The organism is Nonomuraea sp. NPDC005983 (assembly GCF_040614375.1).
In the GTDB taxonomy this organism is placed as follows: domain Bacteria; phylum Actinomycetota; class Actinomycetes; order Streptosporangiales; family Streptosporangiaceae; genus Nonomuraea.
On record NZ_JBEXUP010000023.1, the window covers coordinates 1 to 17,934 of the forward strand.

At 68.1% G+C, this 17,934-nt stretch carries 21 protein-coding genes, 1 tRNA gene and 2 pseudogenes; 12 read left to right on the forward strand and 12 right to left on the reverse strand.

What is annotated here, in order from left to right; all coding sequences use genetic code 11:
- The first annotated feature begins 271 nt into the window (after positions 1-271).
- Together ABZ297_RS13425 and ABZ297_RS13430 are read left to right on the forward strand one after the other, a co-directional pair.
- A complete protein-coding gene (locus ABZ297_RS13425) occupies positions 272-679 on the forward strand; it encodes a HEAT repeat domain-containing protein (protein ID WP_355344265.1) in 408 nt (135 codons plus the stop codon).
- A 200-nt stretch (positions 680-879) separates the two neighbouring features.
- A complete protein-coding gene (locus ABZ297_RS13430; protein WP_355344268.1) occupies positions 880-1,194 on the forward strand; it encodes a hypothetical protein in 315 nt (104 codons plus the stop codon).
- Positions 1,195-1,458: 264 nt separating this feature from the next.
- On the opposite strand, the gene ABZ297_RS13435 is transcribed toward ABZ297_RS13430, so the two are convergent.
- Positions 1,459-2,130 (reverse strand): HAD family hydrolase, encoded by a 672-nt coding sequence (locus ABZ297_RS13435; RefSeq protein ID WP_355344271.1) that lies wholly within the window; start codon positions 2,128-2,130, stop codon positions 1,459-1,461.
- Positions 2,127-2,969 (reverse strand): GntR family transcriptional regulator, encoded by an 843-nt coding sequence (locus tag ABZ297_RS13440; RefSeq protein ID WP_355344513.1) that lies wholly within the window; start codon positions 2,967-2,969, stop codon positions 2,127-2,129. Before ABZ297_RS13440 ends, ABZ297_RS13435 begins: the two co-directional genes overlap by 4 nt.
- Before the next feature lie 137 nt (positions 2,970-3,106).
- Between ABZ297_RS13440 and ABZ297_RS13445 the strand changes: the two genes are divergently transcribed.
- From ABZ297_RS13445 to ABZ297_RS13480, 8 genes and pseudogenes are all read left to right on the forward strand, one after another.
- A complete protein-coding gene (locus tag ABZ297_RS13445; protein WP_355344274.1) occupies positions 3,107-3,436 on the forward strand; it encodes a hypothetical protein in 330 nt (109 codons plus the stop codon).
- A 93-nt stretch (positions 3,437-3,529) separates the two neighbouring features.
- Complete coding sequence (locus tag ABZ297_RS13450; RefSeq protein WP_355344277.1) at positions 3,530-4,900, forward strand: FtsK/SpoIIIE domain-containing protein; 1,371 nt, start codon at positions 3,530-3,532, stop codon at positions 4,898-4,900.
- 80 nt (positions 4,901-4,980) lie between these two features.
- Positions 4,981-5,379, forward strand: coding sequence for a DUF2637 domain-containing protein (locus ABZ297_RS13455; RefSeq protein WP_355344280.1), 399 nt, complete (start codon positions 4,981-4,983; stop codon positions 5,377-5,379).
- On the forward strand, positions 5,336-5,638 hold the full coding sequence (locus ABZ297_RS13460) for a hypothetical protein (protein WP_355344283.1): 303 nt from the start codon (positions 5,336-5,338) through the stop codon (positions 5,636-5,638). Before ABZ297_RS13455 ends, ABZ297_RS13460 begins: the two co-directional genes overlap by 44 nt.
- Positions 5,635-6,051: a hypothetical protein gene (locus tag ABZ297_RS13465; protein WP_355344286.1), complete on the forward strand. Its 417-nt coding sequence runs from the start codon at positions 5,635-5,637 to the stop codon at positions 6,049-6,051. The genes ABZ297_RS13460 and ABZ297_RS13465 overlap by 4 nt, the downstream gene beginning before the upstream one ends.
- Positions 6,048-6,188, forward strand: a complete 141-nt coding sequence (locus ABZ297_RS13470; protein WP_355344289.1) for a hypothetical protein — start codon at positions 6,048-6,050, stop codon at positions 6,186-6,188. The genes ABZ297_RS13465 and ABZ297_RS13470 overlap by 4 nt, the downstream gene beginning before the upstream one ends.
- A gap of 395 nt (positions 6,189-6,583) precedes the next feature.
- Positions 6,584-8,082, forward strand: a pseudogene (locus ABZ297_RS13475) (replication initiator).
- Positions 8,079-8,177: pseudogene (locus ABZ297_RS13480) on the forward strand (DNA-binding protein); the annotation flags it as partial. The pseudogenes ABZ297_RS13475 and ABZ297_RS13480, both read left to right, overlap by 4 nt.
- Here the strand turns inward: ABZ297_RS13480 and ABZ297_RS13485 are convergent.
- The 3 genes from ABZ297_RS13485 to rlmB form a co-directional block, all read right to left on the reverse strand.
- Positions 8,151-9,461 (reverse strand): tyrosine-type recombinase/integrase, encoded by a 1,311-nt coding sequence (locus tag ABZ297_RS13485; RefSeq protein ID WP_355344292.1) that lies wholly within the window; start codon positions 9,459-9,461, stop codon positions 8,151-8,153. The pseudogene ABZ297_RS13480 and the gene ABZ297_RS13485 overlap by 27 nt on opposite strands.
- Before the next feature lie 124 nt (positions 9,462-9,585).
- A tRNA-Thr gene (locus tag ABZ297_RS13490) sits at positions 9,586-9,658 on the reverse strand.
- 20 nt (positions 9,659-9,678) lie between these two features.
- Positions 9,679-10,641 carry a 23S rRNA (guanosine(2251)-2'-O)-methyltransferase RlmB gene (gene rlmB, locus ABZ297_RS13495; protein WP_355344295.1) on the reverse strand — a complete coding sequence of 321 codons (963 nt, stop codon included), beginning with the start codon at positions 10,639-10,641 and terminating at the stop codon, positions 9,679-9,681.
- 72 nt (positions 10,642-10,713) lie between these two features.
- Between rlmB and ABZ297_RS13500 the strand changes: the two genes are divergently transcribed.
- Positions 10,714-10,965, forward strand: coding sequence for a hypothetical protein (locus ABZ297_RS13500; protein WP_355344298.1), 252 nt, complete (start codon positions 10,714-10,716; stop codon positions 10,963-10,965).
- 434 nt (positions 10,966-11,399) lie between these two features.
- Here ABZ297_RS13500 and ABZ297_RS13505 read toward each other — a convergent pair whose 3' ends face one another.
- The 3 genes from ABZ297_RS13505 to ABZ297_RS13515 all read right to left on the reverse strand — a co-directional run bounded on the left by ABZ297_RS13505 (position 11,400) and on the right by ABZ297_RS13515 (position 14,682).
- Entirely contained in the window at positions 11,400-12,305 is a 906-nt protein-coding gene (locus ABZ297_RS13505; RefSeq protein ID WP_355344301.1) for a DUF5937 family protein, read from the reverse strand.
- 555 nt (positions 12,306-12,860) lie between these two features.
- A complete protein-coding gene (gene cysS / locus ABZ297_RS13510; protein ID WP_355344304.1) occupies positions 12,861-14,252 on the reverse strand; it encodes a cysteine--tRNA ligase in 1,392 nt (463 codons plus the stop codon).
- A 43-nt stretch (positions 14,253-14,295) separates the two neighbouring features.
- On the reverse strand, positions 14,296-14,682 hold the full coding sequence (locus tag ABZ297_RS13515; RefSeq protein ID WP_355344306.1) for a PPOX class F420-dependent oxidoreductase: 387 nt from the start codon (positions 14,680-14,682) through the stop codon (positions 14,296-14,298).
- A 53-nt stretch (positions 14,683-14,735) separates the two neighbouring features.
- On the opposite strand from ABZ297_RS13515, the gene ABZ297_RS13520 reads away from it, so the two are divergent.
- A complete protein-coding gene (locus ABZ297_RS13520) occupies positions 14,736-15,884 on the forward strand; it encodes a DUF2637 domain-containing protein (RefSeq protein WP_355344308.1) in 1,149 nt (382 codons plus the stop codon).
- A 75-nt stretch (positions 15,885-15,959) separates the two neighbouring features.
- Here ABZ297_RS13520 and ABZ297_RS13525 read toward each other — a convergent pair whose 3' ends face one another.
- The 4 genes from ABZ297_RS13525 to ABZ297_RS13540 all read right to left on the reverse strand — a co-directional run bounded on the left by ABZ297_RS13525 (position 15,960) and on the right by ABZ297_RS13540 (position 17,777).
- Complete coding sequence (locus tag ABZ297_RS13525) at positions 15,960-16,229, reverse strand: GlsB/YeaQ/YmgE family stress response membrane protein (RefSeq protein WP_355344311.1); 270 nt, start codon at positions 16,227-16,229, stop codon at positions 15,960-15,962.
- Positions 16,230-16,326: 97 nt separating this feature from the next.
- Positions 16,327-16,626, reverse strand: coding sequence for a GlsB/YeaQ/YmgE family stress response membrane protein (locus ABZ297_RS13530; protein WP_355344313.1), 300 nt, complete (start codon positions 16,624-16,626; stop codon positions 16,327-16,329).
- A gap of 189 nt (positions 16,627-16,815) precedes the next feature.
- Positions 16,816-17,277, reverse strand: a complete 462-nt coding sequence (ispF, locus tag ABZ297_RS13535; protein WP_355344316.1) for a 2-C-methyl-D-erythritol 2,4-cyclodiphosphate synthase — start codon at positions 17,275-17,277, stop codon at positions 16,816-16,818.
- Between the two features lie 17 nt (positions 17,278-17,294).
- Positions 17,295-17,777, reverse strand: coding sequence for a CarD family transcriptional regulator (locus ABZ297_RS13540; protein ID WP_020544658.1), 483 nt, complete (start codon positions 17,775-17,777; stop codon positions 17,295-17,297).
- Between the last annotated feature and the right edge of the window lie 157 nt (positions 17,778-17,934).

Here is a 17,934-nt window from a genome sequence, read left to right on the forward strand (position 1 = left end):
TCGGATCGCCCGCCCGGACCGCCCGGCCGCCCGCCGCCCATCGGGCGGCGGCTTGATGACGTAGGGAAGGTATGAATCATGGACCGCCTTCCCGGCTGTGTCCTGTCCCGGTTGTCCTGGCTCGATTGATGGTTGACACTCTGGTCTCGGTTGATTGTCTTCTGGGCCTGCTCGTAGCGTTATTGACGTTTCGGGAGACCGTTCAGCATGGTCGGCGTGGGGTCCTAGAGTTGAGCGGGTGCATGGTGATCGCGAACAGGAACGTACGCGCGTGGAGTTGATCACCAGCGCGATTCATGAGGCCGACTCTCCGTTGTGGACGGTGAGGGCCACCGCTGGACGGCGCCTCGCCAAAGAGGCACAGGCACCTGAGGTACGCGAGGTCCTTCACCGCCTCCTGCTGGATCCCGATGACACAGGGGTCATCCATGAGACCGCGGAAGCCCTCATGCAACGGGGGGACGCCCATGGATTGCGCGTCGTGCTGACGGCGCTCGCCCGCACGCAGGATCTCGAAACCGCTGATCACCTGTGGGCCGAAATCTCCGGTGATCCCCGCTGGTCAGCGGAGAACGGTGCAGATCAGCTTGTTGAGCAGTTGCGGGAGTTGACGTCCGATGAGGATGCCGGCGTCCGTAACGAAGCGCAGAGCATCTTGCTCCGCAGGGAAAGACCTTAGGGGAAACGAACCCGAGCACCTGACGGGCGTGACTTTTCAGCAACCGCGAGGGCTGGCGCCGCGGATGGCCCAGGAGATCACGCGGATTAAGTAGGTCGTCACCAACAGTGGAACAGCAGCTAGTGCTGTGACCGCATAAGTTCACCGGGTGAGGTCGAGCCGAGCCCCGACGCACGCGTGCCCCTGGCAGGATCTCCCGCATGTTCGAAGAGAAGCTCGACGCGCTGTCGCAGATGATGGCCGAGCACATGACCACGCCGTTCCCGCCGAGCTTCCGCGGCCTGAACATCGAAGGCCAGGACATGGTGCTGCTCGACGCGGACACCTACGGTTACGCCTCCGGCGTCCTCAAAGGCCCGCTCAATGAGCAGCGCCGCGCAGGCTTGATGAGGCTCATAGCGGCGTTCGAGAAGGTTCTCCCAGCGATCGACGACGAGTACGGAGCCAAGTACTACACGCACGTGCGCGACATGGCCGTGCTGGCCGCCGAAATCGAGACCTTACGCGACAAGTAGACCTCTGACTGGGAAGTTTCACCGGGTTGGCGGTCGTGGCGGTTGGATGTGCGGTGACGTCCGTTCCGCCCGCTGGAGACGCGGTGGCTGAGCCTGTCCGTGTGCGCAGACTGACCAACCAGGAGGGGCAGCGCCTGCAACCTGACCAATCCGGCGAACCTATGCGGTCACTGCACTAGAAGTGTCAGGCACCATCCGATGCCATTGCGTCAAGCATCAGGTGAGACGAGACAGACCGCCTCCCCGGCTATTGCCACGGGCTCGCTATTCCTGGTGCGCCAGCTCGGCCATGCTGTCGATCAATGCATCGGCTCCGGCTCGCGTGAGGCTCTCGGCCTTTCCCGGCTCATTGGCGTAGGCGATGCTGTGGGTTCCAGCGTTGTTGGCGGCTTGCATGTCGAAGTCGGAGTCGCCGATCAGTACGGCTTGAGCGGGCTCGACGCCCAGCGATTTGCACGCCCGCAGCGTCGATTGCGGATGCGGCTTCATCTGCTCTGGCTCTCCGATGGGGCGCCCGGAGACCGCGGTGACCCACTCCCCAAGGTCCGCCAGCGCAAGGAAGGTCTCGATCGCGGGTTCGGAGTTGTTGCTCACGATGGCGACCGGCTTGCCGGCCGCCGAGCATGCTTCAAGGAACTCGCGAACGCCAGGCGTGATCTCGGCGCATGTCGCGGCCTCGACTTCGCTGGCCATGAGCGCCGTCTCTACCTTGTCGACTAGTTCGGGTGCGATGTCAGCGGTTCGCCGCAGAACCTTGAGCGGGTCGTCCAGCGCCTCTACGTCCTGCGGCAACCGTACCCCTTCCCTAATGAGCAGTTCCTTGAGGCGGGTCGCGACCACCAGCGCAGGCAACCCAGCGAAGACGCGGCACACGGGTCCATCGAAGTCGAGCAGCACGGCTTCGGCCTGGCGTAGGAGGTCGACCGCGGTGGTCATAGTTCAACCTCGCGGCTGATGGTGGTCCACATGCTGTCGAACCAGCGCCGTACCTCGCTGACGTACTGCGAGGCCATCGAGCTGGGATCCTCGGTGATCTCGTAGTGGAAGAGCAGCGCGTCCTTTCCCATCACGTCGTACAGCTCGTGCGGCTCGCCCTTGATCCGCACGGTGTGCTTGACCACCGGGTAGAAGCCGAAGAACACGCGCTCGTGGTTGATCACGTAGAACTTGAATGCGGGTGCGGTCTGGTGGACGCGTACGTGGACGCTGGCGGTCTTGACGAGGCCGAGGTCGGCCAGTTCGTGTACGGCGTCGGCGATGGCCTGGGTGCTGCGCTGCTGGATGCGCAGGGCGCGGGTCCGGATCACCGGATCGTCTGAGAGGTCTTCGGCTCGGCAGGGCAGGGACATGGGGTGTTCCATGTCGGGGACCAGGATGCGGATGTTGATGGACTCGGGTGTGAGCCGTCCTAGCCGGATCTTGTCGAGTGGCTCTTGAAGCATCCCGTTGAGGGTCTCGCCGGAGAAGCCGGCGAAGTCGATGGAGACGTTCGGCTCCTCAAAGGCCCGTTCGATGTGCGGGCGGAGCTCGACCGGCCGCTCGGTGCGCTCGCGGACGAACACGCCGCTGCCTTGCCGGGAGACGACCAGGCCCTCGTCGCGCAGGAGGCGGATGGCCTGTTGCACGGTCATGCGCGCCACGCCGTACTTCTTCGCGAGGTCGTGGCCTGAGGGGAGCTTCTCCCCCGGCTCGAACTTCTTGGTCAGGATCGCGGCGCGCAAGGCGTTGGCGACCTGCTGGTACGGCGGGCGGGGGTCGTCGGGATCGAGACTCATCACGCAAATCAGCCTAGTTCTTCTAGGTTGCCTAGTCCAGTTACTCACACATGCTTGACATGGCTAGCCATGCTGGGCAACATGAACTCGTCAGCAAGATGCCTAGCCAAGTTAGGCAACCTTCAGAGGAGATCATCATGCGCAATATCCCCGTCGACATCACCAGCCTGGCGTTCACGGTCGCGGGCGAGCCCGAGCCCAAGATCGTGGACCGCGCCACCGGCGAGGTGAAGCGAGACGCGGAAGGGCGGGAGCTGTACACGATCCCGCTCCTGCCCAAGCCGAACGACGACCGGCGCAATCCGGTGATCGTGGTGACGTTCCCGAGCGAGACGTTCCCGCAGATCCCCGAGGGCGTGCAGGTCCGGCCGGTCGGCCTGGCCGCGTTCTTCTGGTCGATGAACGGCCGCTCCGGCCTCGGTTTTCGTGCCGAGACCATCGCAGTGGCCAACGCCAAGGCGGCTTAGCCGCAGTAGCACCCCTGGAGCGGGCGCATCGCCTGGCAGCTCACCGCCCGCTCCGGGGTCTTCCTCTCGCGGTACGAAAGGAACGTTCCAAGTATGTCCGCCTGGCTGATCCCGCTGGCCATCGCGTTGGCCTCGGTCTGCACGGTCCTGCTGGTGTGGCGCACGTTGCACCCCGCCTCGTTCTGGCTCGGCGTCGGCTACCCGCTCAAGGCCGCGCACGTCTACTTCACCTGGGGAAACGTCGCCCTGGGCTGCACGCTCACCCGTAAGCGGCGCCGCTGGCGCTACACCCTCGACGGCCTGCCGGTCGTCGGCCACGCCACGATCTCACTCGCACAGAAGCGGAAGGTCCGCCGCGTGCAGATCGACAAGCCGCCCCGGCTCGGCGTCATCCGCCCGTGTCGTCTCGGCTTCCGGGTCAACGTCAAGCTGATGGATGGCCAGACGCCGGACGACTACAGCGCCCGGCTGTCCAACCTCGCGCACGCCTGGCGTGTGCATTCGGTACGGCTTGTCTCGTCCAAGCCCGGCCGGATCACCCTTCTCGCCACGAGAGGCGATCCGCTGTCCGAGGTTCGTATCCCCGTCCTGTCCGAGGGTTTGCTACGGGTGCGGGTCGGTCTGCTGGAGACCGGCGCGCCCTGGGTGGTCGACTTCCGTACTGTGCCCCACTGGCTCAACACCGGAGCCACTCAATCGGGCAAGTCGACCCTGCTCAACGCGCTTATCACGGGCCTGTCCGCGCAGCCGGTGGCGCTGGTGGGCTTCGACCTCAAAGGCGGCGTGGAGCTGACCGCCTACGGACCGCGTCTGTCTGCCATCGCCACTGAACGGGCCGAATGCGTCGGCCTGCTCAACGACCTGATCTGCCTGATCAAGACCCGCATGGCCCTGTGCCGGGCGAACAAGGCGCGCAACATCTGGAAGCTCCCCGAGGACCTGCGCCCGACACCGGTCGTGGTCCTGGTCGACGAGGTGGCCGAGCTGTTCCTGATGGCGCACAAGGGAGAGAAGGAGGAAATCGCCTCGACCGCCACCGCGCTCCTGCGACTGGCGCAGCTGGGACGAGCGTTCGGACTGTACCTGTTCGTCTGCGGTCAGCGGGTCGGCTCCGACCTTGGTCCCGGCGTCACCGCCCTGCGCTCGCAACTGTCCGGGCGGGTCTGCCACCGGGTCAACGATCCGGAGACCGCGACCATGACCCTCGGCGACACCGACCCGGCCGCCCTGGACGCGGCCCGGCAGATCGCCGCGAACATGCCCGGCACCGCCGTCGTGGTCGCTGATGACGGTCGCTGGTATCGGGCCCGGTCCGTCTACGTCAGTGAAGAAGTCGCCGAGGCCGCCGCCCAAGCCAACGCCGGACTCGCGCCTGCCTGGGCCGACCTGCTCACCGGCACCGACACCGTGACCGTGACGGATGCGGAGCTGGAGGCCCTGGCCCGCGAAGGCGAACCCACCTAACCACCGCTCCCCATGGCCCCGGCGTGAGCCCATCACGCCAGGTCCCTACCCATCCATGCCTGAAGAAGGGAGGTGCCCTGATGGGCCGCATCCGCTCCAAGGTGCTCGACACCGGCCCGGTTCTGGTCCTGGCCCTCATCGCCGCTGTGGGCTCGTTCACCCACATCAGCGACCTGGCCACCCGGCACGGGCAGCTCGGCTGGCAGGCGTGGGCGGTCGCCGTGTGCATCGACCTGATGTGCGTGATGGCCGCCCGCGAACTCCAGCGCGACAAGCGCACCGGCCGCCGCCGCGGCGGCCTGCTCTCGTGGCCCGCGCTCGTGCTGACCGGCGGCATCGTGCTCACCCTGGCGGCGAACCTGGCCACCGCGCACCCGAGCGTGTGGCGCTGGATCACCGCCGCCACTCCCGCTGTGGCGTTCGGTCGCGGTCTCCATGCTGGAGCGCCGCGTCTCCCACCGCCCTCCGGCTCCTGGTGACCACACCGAGGACGTCGGTACGGCCGACGCGATCGAGCCGGTCACCGTCGAGGTGCCCGCGCTGGAGGTCGTCGAGCCGCACCCGGCCGAGCCCGGCCTGTCGCCGGCGCTTGTGGCCTACGCCCGCCGCCTGGCCAACGACCACCACACCACCCACCACCGCCCCATCACCGGCGAGCAACTCCGCGCCCGCATGGGCGTCTCGGCCGACCTGGCCACAGACCTGCTCACCCAGATCCGGAAGGAACCCGTCTCATGACCAACCCCACCCCGACCGACCTGGCCAACGCCGCCCGCGCCTGGGCCCGCGGTTCCTACCCGATGGAAGCCGCCGTCGAACTGCTCATCCGCCACAGCGTCTGGCTGCACCGCCCCGAGTTCCGCCGCTACGCCATCGACTACATCACCGCCACCTACACCCGCACCCCTTACGCCGTCATCGACTGGCAGGCCGCCCACACCGCCCTGTCCTGCGGCCGTATGCCCTGTTCCGCCAGCGAGGCCGCCGTCTTGCGCATCGCCGTCTCACTCGCCGACGGCCTGCCGGTCGAACTCGGCCCCACCATCACCGAACTCGACACCGCCAACCTCGGCCGCGTCCTGGCCGCCATCGCCCACGCCAGCGGCAAGCGCGTCGCCTGGATCACCGCCGCGCCAGCAGACCCGGCATGAAGCAGCCCAACTGCCGCCGCTGCCTCGGCTTGGCCACCATCACCGCATACCGCAGCCAGCCCAACTCCACCGGCCCGACCCTCATCATCGAGGTCACCGAGACCTGCCCCACCTGCCAAGGAAGGGGCACCCGATGACCGCCGAGCGCGCCCGGTGCAGCCGTACCAAGAAGTGTCGGTGCCCGACCTGGAACGGCGCCCACCCGTGACCCGCTTACCGTGCCCGTTCTGCGACTGCTGCGCCCGCTACGGCTGCGACTTCGACGGGGACCCGCCCGACTGCGACACCACCACTCCAGACCAGCCCTGCCCCTGCACACCGCAAGGAGGTGAACCCGAGTGATCCATGCCTACGCCTGCGCCACCTGCAACGGCACCGGCCTGTACGACGACGCCACCTGCCGCGACTGCTCCGGCACCGGCATCGACAACCAGAACTAACCCGCAACGACGCCACCACGGGACGGCTCAAGCCTGGCAGCCCGCCGTCCCCGTGGGGCGTCACCCTCCGCACTCAACGAAGGAACTCCAGTATGCGCCACCGGCCCTGCCCGGAATGTGACGGATGGTTCCGTCCGCGTCCGCTCGATCCGTACCCACCACCTGATCGTCATCCACTGCCCGCACTGCGAAGGCACCGGAAAGGAGGCCGCCCAGTGACCGAAGCGCCCGCCCAGCTCGGCGACCTCATCGGCCCCGTCATCCGCGACCTGGCCCGCCGCTCCAACCACGACGTCACCCGCTGGCTGCGCCAGGTCGACCGGCTCCGCGGCTGCACCGACCCGATCCGCCTGACCGGCGAGTCCGCCACTCTGGACGGGACCACCGGCGAAGTCCTGCACACCTTCACCACCCGCGACGAGCCGCACGGCCAACTCCTGGTCCGCTGCGGCAACCGCCGCGCCTCACGCTGCCCGGCCTGCGCCGAGACCTACCGCCAAGACACCTTCCACCTCATCCGCGCGGGCCTGCTCGGCGGAGACAAAGGAGTGCCCGACATCGTCCGCACCCACCCAAAAGTCCTCGCCACTCTCACCGCCCCGTCCTTCGGCCCCGTCCACCGAGGCCCCGACAAGGACGGCACCACCACCGTCTGCCGCCCACGCCGCACCGGCTCAGCCTGCTTCACCCGCCACCAGCAAGGAGACCCGACCATCGGCCAACCGCTCGACCCCACACCTACGACTACACCGCCCACGTCCTATGGAACGCCCACGCCGCCGCCCTATGGCACCGCTTCACCATCTACCTGCGCCAGCACCTGGCCGCCGCCACCGGCCTGACCCGCAAGGAGTTCGCCCGCATCACCCGCCTGTCCTTCGCCAAGGTCGCCGAATACCAGGCCCGAGGCGTCGTCCACTTCCACGCCGTCATCCGCCTCGACGGGCGCAACGGCGGCACCCTCACCACCCCGCCCACCTGGGCCACCCTCGACCTGCTCACCACCACGATCCGATCCGCAGCCCAGGCCGTACGCCTGCCCGCTCCGGAATCCGGCCACCCGATCACCTGGGGCACTATCGACGTCCGCCCAATCCAATCCGCCGGCCTCGACGACAACGCCCTGTCCGAAGCAGCCGTCGCGGGCTACATCGCCAAGTACGCCACCAAGGCCGCCGAGACGTCCGGCACCCTGGACCGCCGCGTCACCCACCACGACCTCGCCCGCCTGCACACCCACGGCGTCACCGACCACGCCGCCCGCCTGATCCGCACCGCCTGGGACCTCGGCAGCCCCGAGACTCACCCGGACCTTGTCCCGCTCCGCCTTCGCCAATGGGCCCACATGCTCGGTTTCCGTGGCCACTTCTCCACCAAGAGCCGCCGCTACTCCACCACCCTCGGCGAACTCCGAGCAGCGAGAGAGCGCTTCGTTCTCACCGAGGAGGTCACTCATGGGCGTCTGCCCCTGTTCGACGAGAACACCGTCCTCGTCATTGCCCACTGGCAGTACGCCGGTCAGGGCCACTCGGCCGGCGACGCGCTCCTCGCCGCAGCCATCACCGGCACCGCTTCGGGAGGCCATCAATGACCCGACTCCTGCTCACCGTCCCCGAAGCCGCCGAAGCCCTGGCCATCTCGCGCAGCAAGCTCTACCAACTACTCACCGCCGGTGCAGTCGACTCGGTCCGCATCGACGGCTCCCGCCGCATCCTCATCACCGCCCTCAACGACTACATCGCCCGCTTGACCTCCAAGGAGAACGAAGACGTCGGCAGCCGTCGCCGCTTGCTCGTGGATGACGTGGGCGTAGACGCGGAGGGTGATGGCTGGGTCGGCGTGGCCGAGGCGGGCTGCGACGACGTGGACGGGTACGCCCGCCAGGAGCAGCGTGGTGGCGTGGATGTGTCGGAGGTCGTGAAGGCGGGCGTGGGGGAGCTGACCTCTCGGGTTCTGCTTGTTGTGGGTCTCGATGAGCTTGGGCATCAGGGAGCTGGGCGTATCGGGGAAAAGAGGGTCTCCCCAGCCCGTCGTGAACACGTACCCGCCTCCGCCCTTCCATGACTCGCCGAGTCTGATACGTTCCTCGTCCTGGCGGGCGCGGTGCGTCTTGAGGACCTTGACCGTGCTCGGATCGAGGGAGACCACGCGGGAACGGCCGCTCTTGGTGGTGCCCTCCACCCGCTGCCGGTCGATCACCGCTGTCGTACCGGTGATGTGGATCTGAGGCTTATCTAGGTCGACGTCCGTCCAGCGGAGGTTGAGCAGTTCGCCGCGGCGGGCGCCTGTGTAGGCGGCCAAGTGGAAGAAGGCGAACAGGCGGTGGTCGCTGGCGGTGCCGAGGAAGGCCCGGAGTTGGGCGGGCGTCCACACCATGCGCGGTTCGGTGGCCTGAACTTGGGGGAGCTTTGCGCGTTCGGCCGGGTTGTTGGGCAGGATCTCGTCCACGAGTACGGCGTCCGTGAGGGCCTTGCGGAGCACCGTGTGGACGTGCTTGACGGTGTTCGCCGCGAGTGGGCCGCCCTTCTTGCCCCCGTTCGTCAGCAGGTCGCGGTAGAATTTCGTGATCGCCGATGGGCGTAGTGCTTGGAGGCGGACGGCTCCGATCCGGGGTGTGATGTAGAGGCGGATCATGTCGCGGTAGCCCTTGAGGGTGTGCGGCTTGATCTCGACGGCGTGCCCCCCGATCCACTCGGTGAGGTATTCGGCGACCGTGATCGCGTTCCTATCGATGTATTCGCCGCGCCGAGCCCTCACCCTGGCCTCGTCACGGGCGGCCTTGGCGTCGTCCTCAGTGGCGAAGCCGCTCACCCAGCGCGGCTTGCTCTCGCCGGTCTCCGGGTCCCTGACGCGGATGACGTACGACCAGGTGGTGCCGCGCTTCATCACGCCGTCACGGAGCTTCGGGGACTTCTTCTTGCTCGGCTGGTCATCGGAGGCTGCCGCGAGGGTCTTGGTCAGGGCCGTCAACGGCTGATTGGGAGCCACCTGGGAGCCACTGTGTTAGCAAGGGTGTTAGCAAGATCGCGACATTGTCCTGACAAACATGAAGCCCCTGAACCGGAAACACCAGTTCAGGGGCTTCATTCTGCAGAGCCGACGAGGGGAATCGAACCCCTGACCTTCTGTTTACAAGACAGATGCTCTGCCGATTGAGCTACGTCGGCGCGGCCTATCAGTGTAGACGCTAGCGACGCCTGTGACGAGCAGCCTCGTACAACGCCACCCCGGCCGCCACTCCCGCGTTCAGCGACTCCGCCGCCGCCTGTATCGGGATGCGTGTCACGACGTCGCACTGCTCGCGGACGAGGCGCGACAGGCCCTTGCCCTCGGAGCCGACGACGATCACCAGCGGTTCCGTGAGCAGGTCGACGTCGCCGATGTCGACGGTGCCTTCGCCGTCGAGGCCGATCACGAACATGCCGGCCTCGCGGTACTCCCTGAGCGCCGCCGTGAGGTTCGCCGCTCGGGCCACGCGCAGGTTGGCGAGCGTGCCCGCAGACGTCTTCCACGCGCCGCCCGTGACGCCGGCCGAGCGGCGGGACGGGACGAGCAGGCCGTGCGCTCCGAATGCCGCGGCCGAGCGGGCGATGGCGCCGAGGTTGCGCGGGTCTGTCACGCCGTCGAGGGCCACCACCAGCGGCACCTCGGCGGCGTCGTGGGCGAGTTCGACCAGCTCCGACGGGTGCGCGTACTCGTAGGCCGGGATCTGCAGGGCGACGCCCTGGTGGACGCCCCCCTCGGTGAGGCGGTCGAGCTTGTCGCGGGTGCTTTCGAGCAGCGCGATGCCGCGTTCTGCGGCGATCTTGATGGAGTCGCGCACGCGGTCGTCGTTGTCGATGCGCTGGGCGACGTACAGCGCGGTGGCCGGTACGCCTGCGAGCAGGGCCTCCAGCACAGGGTTGCGGCCGCCGATGTATTCGGGCGCGTCGTCGGAGCGCCGCTGCCTGGCGGCTGCGGGACGGCGGCTGCCGCCGCGTTCCTCCCGGGCGACCCGCTCGGCGCGGGCCTTGTCCTTGTACCAGTGGCGCATCTCGGCAGGCGGGGTCGCACCCCTGCCCTCGAGGCCCCGGCGGACCTGCCCTCCGGTGCCCTTGGACGGGCCCTTCTTCTTCGCGGGCCTGCCCGACGCCCTACCCCCTGCTGCCATGGTGTCAAGGGTACTCGGGCCGCCGCCCCCCTCAGGCCCGGCGAGCCTGGGGCGCGGCAACTGGAACAAACCGTGCAGTCTGTCGAGGGCGGAGCGGTCACCGGAAGCCCAGGCGGATCCGTCCATGATCGCATCTATCAGGGACGTCCGGCCTTCGGCCATGTCGATGAGGACGTCCTCCGTCGTCTCGACACGGCCGTCGGGCTGTTGGGCTGGGCCGAGGACCATCTCGATCGTCCCGTCGTGGACGCGGGCGTGGAACACCTCGTCGCCGATGCGTTTCACATCGACGAAGACGTATCCGTATCGGACAGCATTTGGTAGCGGTCCGCACAGCATCAAGTTGACGATCGCAGGCATGTACGAAGCCTGATCGCTATCGGATCCTGTTCAAGGAGCTTTCTCTCCGGAGGAGCCCCGACGGGTCCGGCGTGTGTCGCGACCGGGAAGCCGACACGACGCCGGCCCGTCTGCGTGCGAGAGGGGCAGCGCCCACGCGCATGCTGCATGAGTGCCCACGTAGAAGGTGGCCACCAGCGTGGTCGCGTCACGCCCATACGTCGTGAATGAGTCCGAATCTCACGTGCTCCATCAGGTCGTGGGAGCCCGGTCGGTCACATGCTCGTTCGGGTTGCGGAAGCCCGATCACCGCGTGCTCCTTCGGGTTGCGGGAGCCCGATCGCCGCTTGTTCCATCAGGTTGCGGAAGCCGGTGGGCGGCTGCTCGTGTGCTGGGTGGATGCGAAAGGAGGCCGCAGGCTACCTCGCGACGTGGCGGCTGCTCGACGCGACCGAACTCGGCAAGGCGTTGGAGATCCTCAGGACACCGTTCGGGCAGGCGTACATCTCAGGCGTACGCCTTCTGCTACCGCCACGGGTGCCGGTTGCGCTGGGCGTTCCGCAGCAGGCGGCGAGGGCGCGGCGGCTCCGCAGGATCTGGTCCTGCTCGGCGAGCGTGAGGTCGAGCGGGTCGCCGAGCGGCCCCGGCGGCCGGATCAGCACGTCGCCGGTGCTCTGGTCGAGCCGCACGTGGGGGGAGAGTTCCTCCAGCATGCGGGGCAGGCCGCGCCGGGACAGGGCGTGCCCGCGGCGGGCGATGTCACTGCGCAGGCGGGTCTCCATGGCCAGCCAGTCGGGCATGACGCAGGTCTGCCAGTAGGACACCAGGAACGCGGCGAAACGCTCGCGGCAGCGTTCAGGGTCTGCGATCAGTTCGCGCATGACGGGCAGCGACGCGGGGTGCCGGGTTTGGATTCGTGACAGCGCCTGTTCCTGTAGATCCGTGCTGCGAAGAAACATGCCCAGGCGAATTCTGGGGCCGACCGTGCCGGTTTGCACGGCGCTGCGGATCAACGGGTCCGCGAAGTGGTCGACGGGGGCCGCGAGTAATGCGGACACTTCATCCGCCCAGGACCAGCTGTCGGCTTGCGGCCAGATTTCTTGGAATACCAGCGGCCTGTCGAGGCACCAGAAGGCGAATCTTTCTGTTTCGTCCTTGAGTTCGCGGGACATTCGGGCGCGCGTGCGCAGCGCCCAGGAAATGTGCAGCGGGTGGTGCTTGACGGCGTTCAGGACGTGCAGGCTGCGCAGCGTCTCGTGGGCCGGCGAACAGCCGAAGGCGGCCAGGTCAGCGCCTGTGTTGTGGAGCTGCAGGCGTATCGTCACCGGCCGCCTCCCGGGCTCTGATCAACTGATTGGTTGAACGGTTGAGGCATGCCGCAACGATAAGGTGCGACCCTTTTCAGCGCCAGCAGAAAAGGGGATCGAGGAAAAGTCCATGAGCCGCCGAGCGCTGATACTGCCGACTCCCGCGGTCATCGTCGCTCACGGGGCTCCGGAATCGGCGAATCCAGTTTCCATGCGGTCCGAGAATTACGCACCGAATTGGCGGGCGTTTGATAACTGTCTGAAACAGCGGGCCGCCCCCGGCGAATTCTCCGGCGCGGTTCTGGTGGCGAAGACGGGCGTCCCTGATGAAACAGGGGTACGGCCTGGCGGATCGGGAGCGCCGCGCCCCCAGCACCGCCCGGGCCAGGTCGTGCGTCGCTTCCATGGGCAAGAAATCGTCGGTCACAACGGCGGGACCCCAGGCTACGAGGGGCGGACCCTGACAAGGGGGGTACGTCATCGTCATCCTGGCCAACCAGGACGACGCGCCCCTTCCCGTCATCCGGCAGTCCGGGGAACTGGTCGCCGGACGACCTGAGGGGCGCGGGAAGGTCAGCGCTTGAGCTCCCAGCGGGGGCCGTGGGGGGTGTCCTCGACGGTGATGCCGGCGGCGGTCAGCTGGTCTCTGATCGCGTCGGCCGCCGCGTAGTCTCTGCGGTCGCGCGCCGCCTTGCGCTGCTCCAGGGCCACCGCCACCAGCGCGTCGACCACCGGCTTCAGGTCGGAGCCCGCCGTGCGCCACTGGGGGGAGCGCGGGTCGAGGCCCAGGACGTCCAGCATGTTCTGGGTCTCGGCCAGCAGGCGCGCCACCGCTTCCTTGTCGCCGTGCGCCAGCGCCACGTTGCCCTCGCGGACCACCTCGTGGACGACCGCGAGGGCCTGCGGGGTGCCGAGATCGTCGTTGAGCGCGTCGACGAACGCCTGCGGCAGCGGCGCGTCGGCGTCGACGTCGTGGATGACCTCCGCCGCGCGGGTGACGAAGCCCTCGATGCGCTGGTAGGCGGCCGCGGCCTCCTGCAGCGCCTCCTCCGAGTACTCGATGGACGACCGGTAGTGCGGCACCGCCAGGTAGTAGCGCAGCTCCACCGGACGGACCTTCTGCACCATCTCCGGGATCAGCAGCGAGTTGCCGAGCGACTTGCTCATCTTCTCGGCGCCGATCTTGAGCATCCCGTTGTGCAGCCAGTAGCGGGCGAACCCGTCGCCAGCCGCCTGGGACTGGGCGATCTCGTTCTCGTGGTGCGGGAAGATCAGGTCGAGGCCGCCGCCGTGGATGTCGAAGGTCGGGCCGAGGTACTTGGTGACCATGGCCGAGCATTCGAGGTGCCAGCCGGGACGCCCGGGACCCCACGGAGTGGGCCAGGTCGGCTCGCCGGGCTTGGCGCCCTTCCACAGCGCGAAGTCGCGCGGGTCGCGCTTGCACGACTCGTCGTCGGTGTCGGCGGCGGGCCGCATGTTCTCCACCTTCTGGTTGGAGAGCGAGCCGTACCTGTCGGCGTAGGAGCGGACGTCGAAGTAGACGTCGCCGCCGGACGCGTACGCGTGCCCGGCCGCGATCAGCCGCTCCATGAGCGTGATCATCTCGGGGACGTGGCCGGTGGCCCGGGGCTCGGCGGTGGGCGGCAGGCAGCCCAGCGTGTCGTACGCCCAGGTGAAGGCGCGCTGGTTGCGCTCGGCGACCACGAACCAGGGCACGCCTTCCTCGGCGGACACCCTGATGATCTTGTCGTCGATGTCGGTGACGTTGCGGCAGAACGTCACGTCGTATCCGGAACGGGTGAGCCAGCGCCTGAGCACGTCGAAATTGACGCCCGAGCGAATGTGCCCGATATGCGGAGGAGCCTGTACGGTCGCCCCACACAGGTAAATCGACGCCCGGCCGGCTTCGACCGGAACGAATTCACGGATGGCGCGCGTACTGGTGTCGTAGAGGTGCAGGCTCACGAAGGCAAGGCTAACGCCTCCGCCACCATGACAGGTCGAATAATCACCCGTACAAGGTGACCTTCTCCGGCCGGATCCGGACGATCAGCCGCTCGTTGCCCGGCGGTTCCTCCCACGGCTTACCGGTGTACTTCAGCGACAGCTCCTGGATGAGGTCGCCCGCCGGGTCGTCCTCCATCGTCACCCGGCCGCGCACCTCGGCGTAGTGGAACGGGTTCGCGGGGTCCATGACCAGCACGCTCGCCCTCGGGTCGCGCGCGAAGTTGCGCGGCTTGCGCCGCCCCTTGATCGTGGAGAACACCACGTCGTCGCCGTCCGTGCGCACCCACACCACCGTCGACTGCGGCATGCCGTCGGGGTTGACGCTGGTGACGGTCGCGTAGTTCGGCGCGTCGAAAAGGACGCGCGCGCTGTCGGGAAGCTCGGCCATCTCTTCTCCTTGATCGGTCTCCTGACCCATTCTTCTGTAGGCTCGAGACCGCCATGGACGTGACTCCCCCCTCTCTGCTCCGCCGCCTGGGCATCGCCCTCGCCGGGCTCGCGGTCGCCGCCCTCACCGGGGCCGCGTGCGCGCTCTCCTTCGACGGCCTGCGCGCGCTGGCGATCCGCGGCGAGGCCAGGACCGACCTCGCCTACCTCTACCCGGCGGCCTTCGACGCGCTGCTCGCGGTCGCGCTGATCGGCGTGCTGCTGCTCGGCTCCGCGCGGCTGCTGGTGCGGCTGCAGGCGGCGGTCGTGCTGGTCCTGCTCATCGTGGCCGCCGCCGTGGTGAACGTCACGACGACGCTGCGCGTCGACATCCCGGTCCGGCCCGCCTCCGTGGGCGTGGCCGTCGCGCCGTGGGTGATGCTGGCGCTGGCGCTGTGGCTGTGGCTGCTGGTCATCAAGCAGGTCCAGGCGCGCAGGACGGCCACGGTCGAGGACGTCGAAGCGACGGCGGAGCCGGACATCGTCCCCTTCCACCGCGTCCAGACGGCTGAGGTCCCGCGGCCTCGTCCCATCCATCCGGCTGAGGCGGCGCCGCTCGACACCGCGCCGTCTCTCCCGCCGACCGGCCACCCCACGCTGGAGGCGACCCCGGTCACCGCGCCCACTCCCGCCTCCGAGACGCCGCCGATCTCCGAACGCGTCACCCGCTGGCCCGCCCCCGCCGCTCCCGACCCGGACCCCGCCCAGGCGCCGGAGCCCGACGAGGAACCCGGGCCCCTCCGCGACCCCGAACCCCACGAAGCGCCCGAACCCTTCCAGGCAACCGAGCCCCGCGAAACAGCCGAGCCTCGTGAAGCGGCCAGTCCCCTCCAGGAAGCTGAACAGGACCCCGAGCCAGCTCAGGACCCCGAGGGCGCACAGCACCCCGAGCCCGAGCCGGAGGAGCAGCCCAAGCCGCGCCCCGTTCGCTGGGGTGACCGGGTCAAGCCCACCGACGTCCTCGTCCACCCCCGCGTCACCGACAAGGACGCCGACACCCAGCCGCACCCCGTCATCATCGACGACGCCGTCCCCGCCCCCGAGCCCGCCGACGAGGAGCAGCCGCGGGCGTCCAAGGACGACGATACGGCGCCGCACCGCCGTCCGTTCGGCGACGCCCCCTCGGGACGGCTCCGCAGCACCCCCGTTCCCCCGGAGGACTAGGCGTGCCGAGGCCCGCCCGGTCACCCGGGCGGGCCTGCGACGCGATCCCGGCCAGGGATCGTGCTACATCACCGTCTAGACGCTGCTGCCGCGCCGTAGCCCGGCGACCAGACCGACCCCGATGACGGCCAGGACGACCTGCATCACCAGCTCTATCCAGTCGATGCCGGGGGTCGTGGCGACGCCGAGCACCTGGGCGATGAGGGTGCCCAGCAGGGCCGCCACGATGCCGACGACGACGGTGAGGATCCACCCGATGGCCTGCCTGCCGGGGAGCAGGAGCCGACCGATCGCGCCGATCACGGCGCCGATCACGATGGCGCCAAGGATGGACTGGATTGTCATGACGTGAAACCTCCCCATGAGGGTGAGCCGTTCACTCTCACGGTGAGATCGCTACCCCGCCCTTGACGATTATGCCTGTTCTTTACGAACGAGCAGGTCAGACGGGAGTTCCACCGGTTCCGCCGGTTCGACCGGCTCGGCCGCCGCCCTGCACGCGGGCCACGATCAGGACGCCGATCACGGCCAGCGCGAGCTGGAGGAAGTGCTCGATCCAGTCGATGCCCTTGGTGTTGGCCCAGCCGAACCCTTGGGCGATCAACGTCCCAAGGAGTGCGGCCACGATGCCGACGATCAACGTCAGGCCGATGGACATGTTCTGCTTGCCCGGGACTATGAGCCGGGCGAGCGCGCCCACGATGGCTCCGATGACGATCGCGGAAACAATCGCGCCGATCATGTGTAGCTCCCCCCGAAGACGCTCAAATGTCTCAAAGGGGACTTACCCGACATATCTGAAAGCTATCCCAGTTGGAAGACGGCGGTCCGTACCGCGCCAGAAACGGACCGCCGTCGCCCCATGAGGCGGCGGGGCCGCACGACCCCGCCGGGATACCTTCAACGCATCCCGGAGAAGGACGCCAGGCTCTCAGGAAAGGTTGACGACGAGCGCCGTCGCGAAGGCCGCCACGCCCTCGCCGCGCCCGGTCAGCCCGAGCCCGTCGGTAGTGGTGGCACTGATGCTCACAGGAGCCCCCAGAGCGGCGCTGAGCGCCTTCTCGGCCTCCGCACGGCGCGGAGCCAGCTTCGGCCGGTTGCCGATGATCTGGACCGCCACGTTGCCGATCTCGAAGCCCGCCGCGCGCACCTGGCGCGCGGTCTCCTCCAGCAGGGCGACACCGGAGGCTCCGGCCCAGCGGGGGTCTGTGGTTCCGAAGAGGCCGCCCAGGTCGCCGAGCCCGGCGGCGGACAGCAGGGCGTCGCAGGCCGCGTGGGCGGCCGCGTCGCCGTCGGAGTGGCCCGCGAGGCCCGTCTCTCCCGGCCAGTGCAGCCCGGCGAGGTTGAGCTCGCGTCCAGATGCGAACGGGTGGACGTCGACGCCGACGCCCACCCGCGGAAGATTCGTGTTCAGGAGTTCAGAACCTCGTCGAGCAGGGCCTCTGCCTTGTCCTCGTTGGTCTTCTCCGCGAGGGCGAGCTCGCTCACCAGAATCTGGCGGGCCTTGGCGAGCATGCGCTTCTCGCCCGCGGACAGACCGCGCTCACGGTCTCTCCGCCACAGGTCGCGAACCACCTCGGCGACCTTGTTGACATCGCCGGAGGCGAGCTTCTCGAGATTGGCCTTGTAGCGACGAGACCAGTTGGTCGGCTCTTCCGTGTGCGGCATCCGAAGGACGTCGAAAACCCGCTCAAGGCCTTCCTGGCCGACAACATCGCGCACGCCGACGAGTTCTGCGTTTTCAGCTGGCACCTGGACGGTAAGGTCGCCCTTGTCGACCTTGAGCACCAGGTAGGTCTTTTCCTCACCCTTGATGGATCGCGTCGTGATTGCTTCGATCCGAGCAGCCCCATGGTGGGGGTAGACGACAGTGTCGCCGACCTGGAAAGTCATGTGACAAGTACCCCTTCCGCTGTACTCCAGGGTACCACGCGTCCACAGCCTCCCGGAACAGTGAAATCATCATAACTGCAGGTCAAAGCGACATATTAGGGGTTGACAAGCGGTCAACTGTATGAATCGCATATGCGGACATAGCTAATGACCTGCG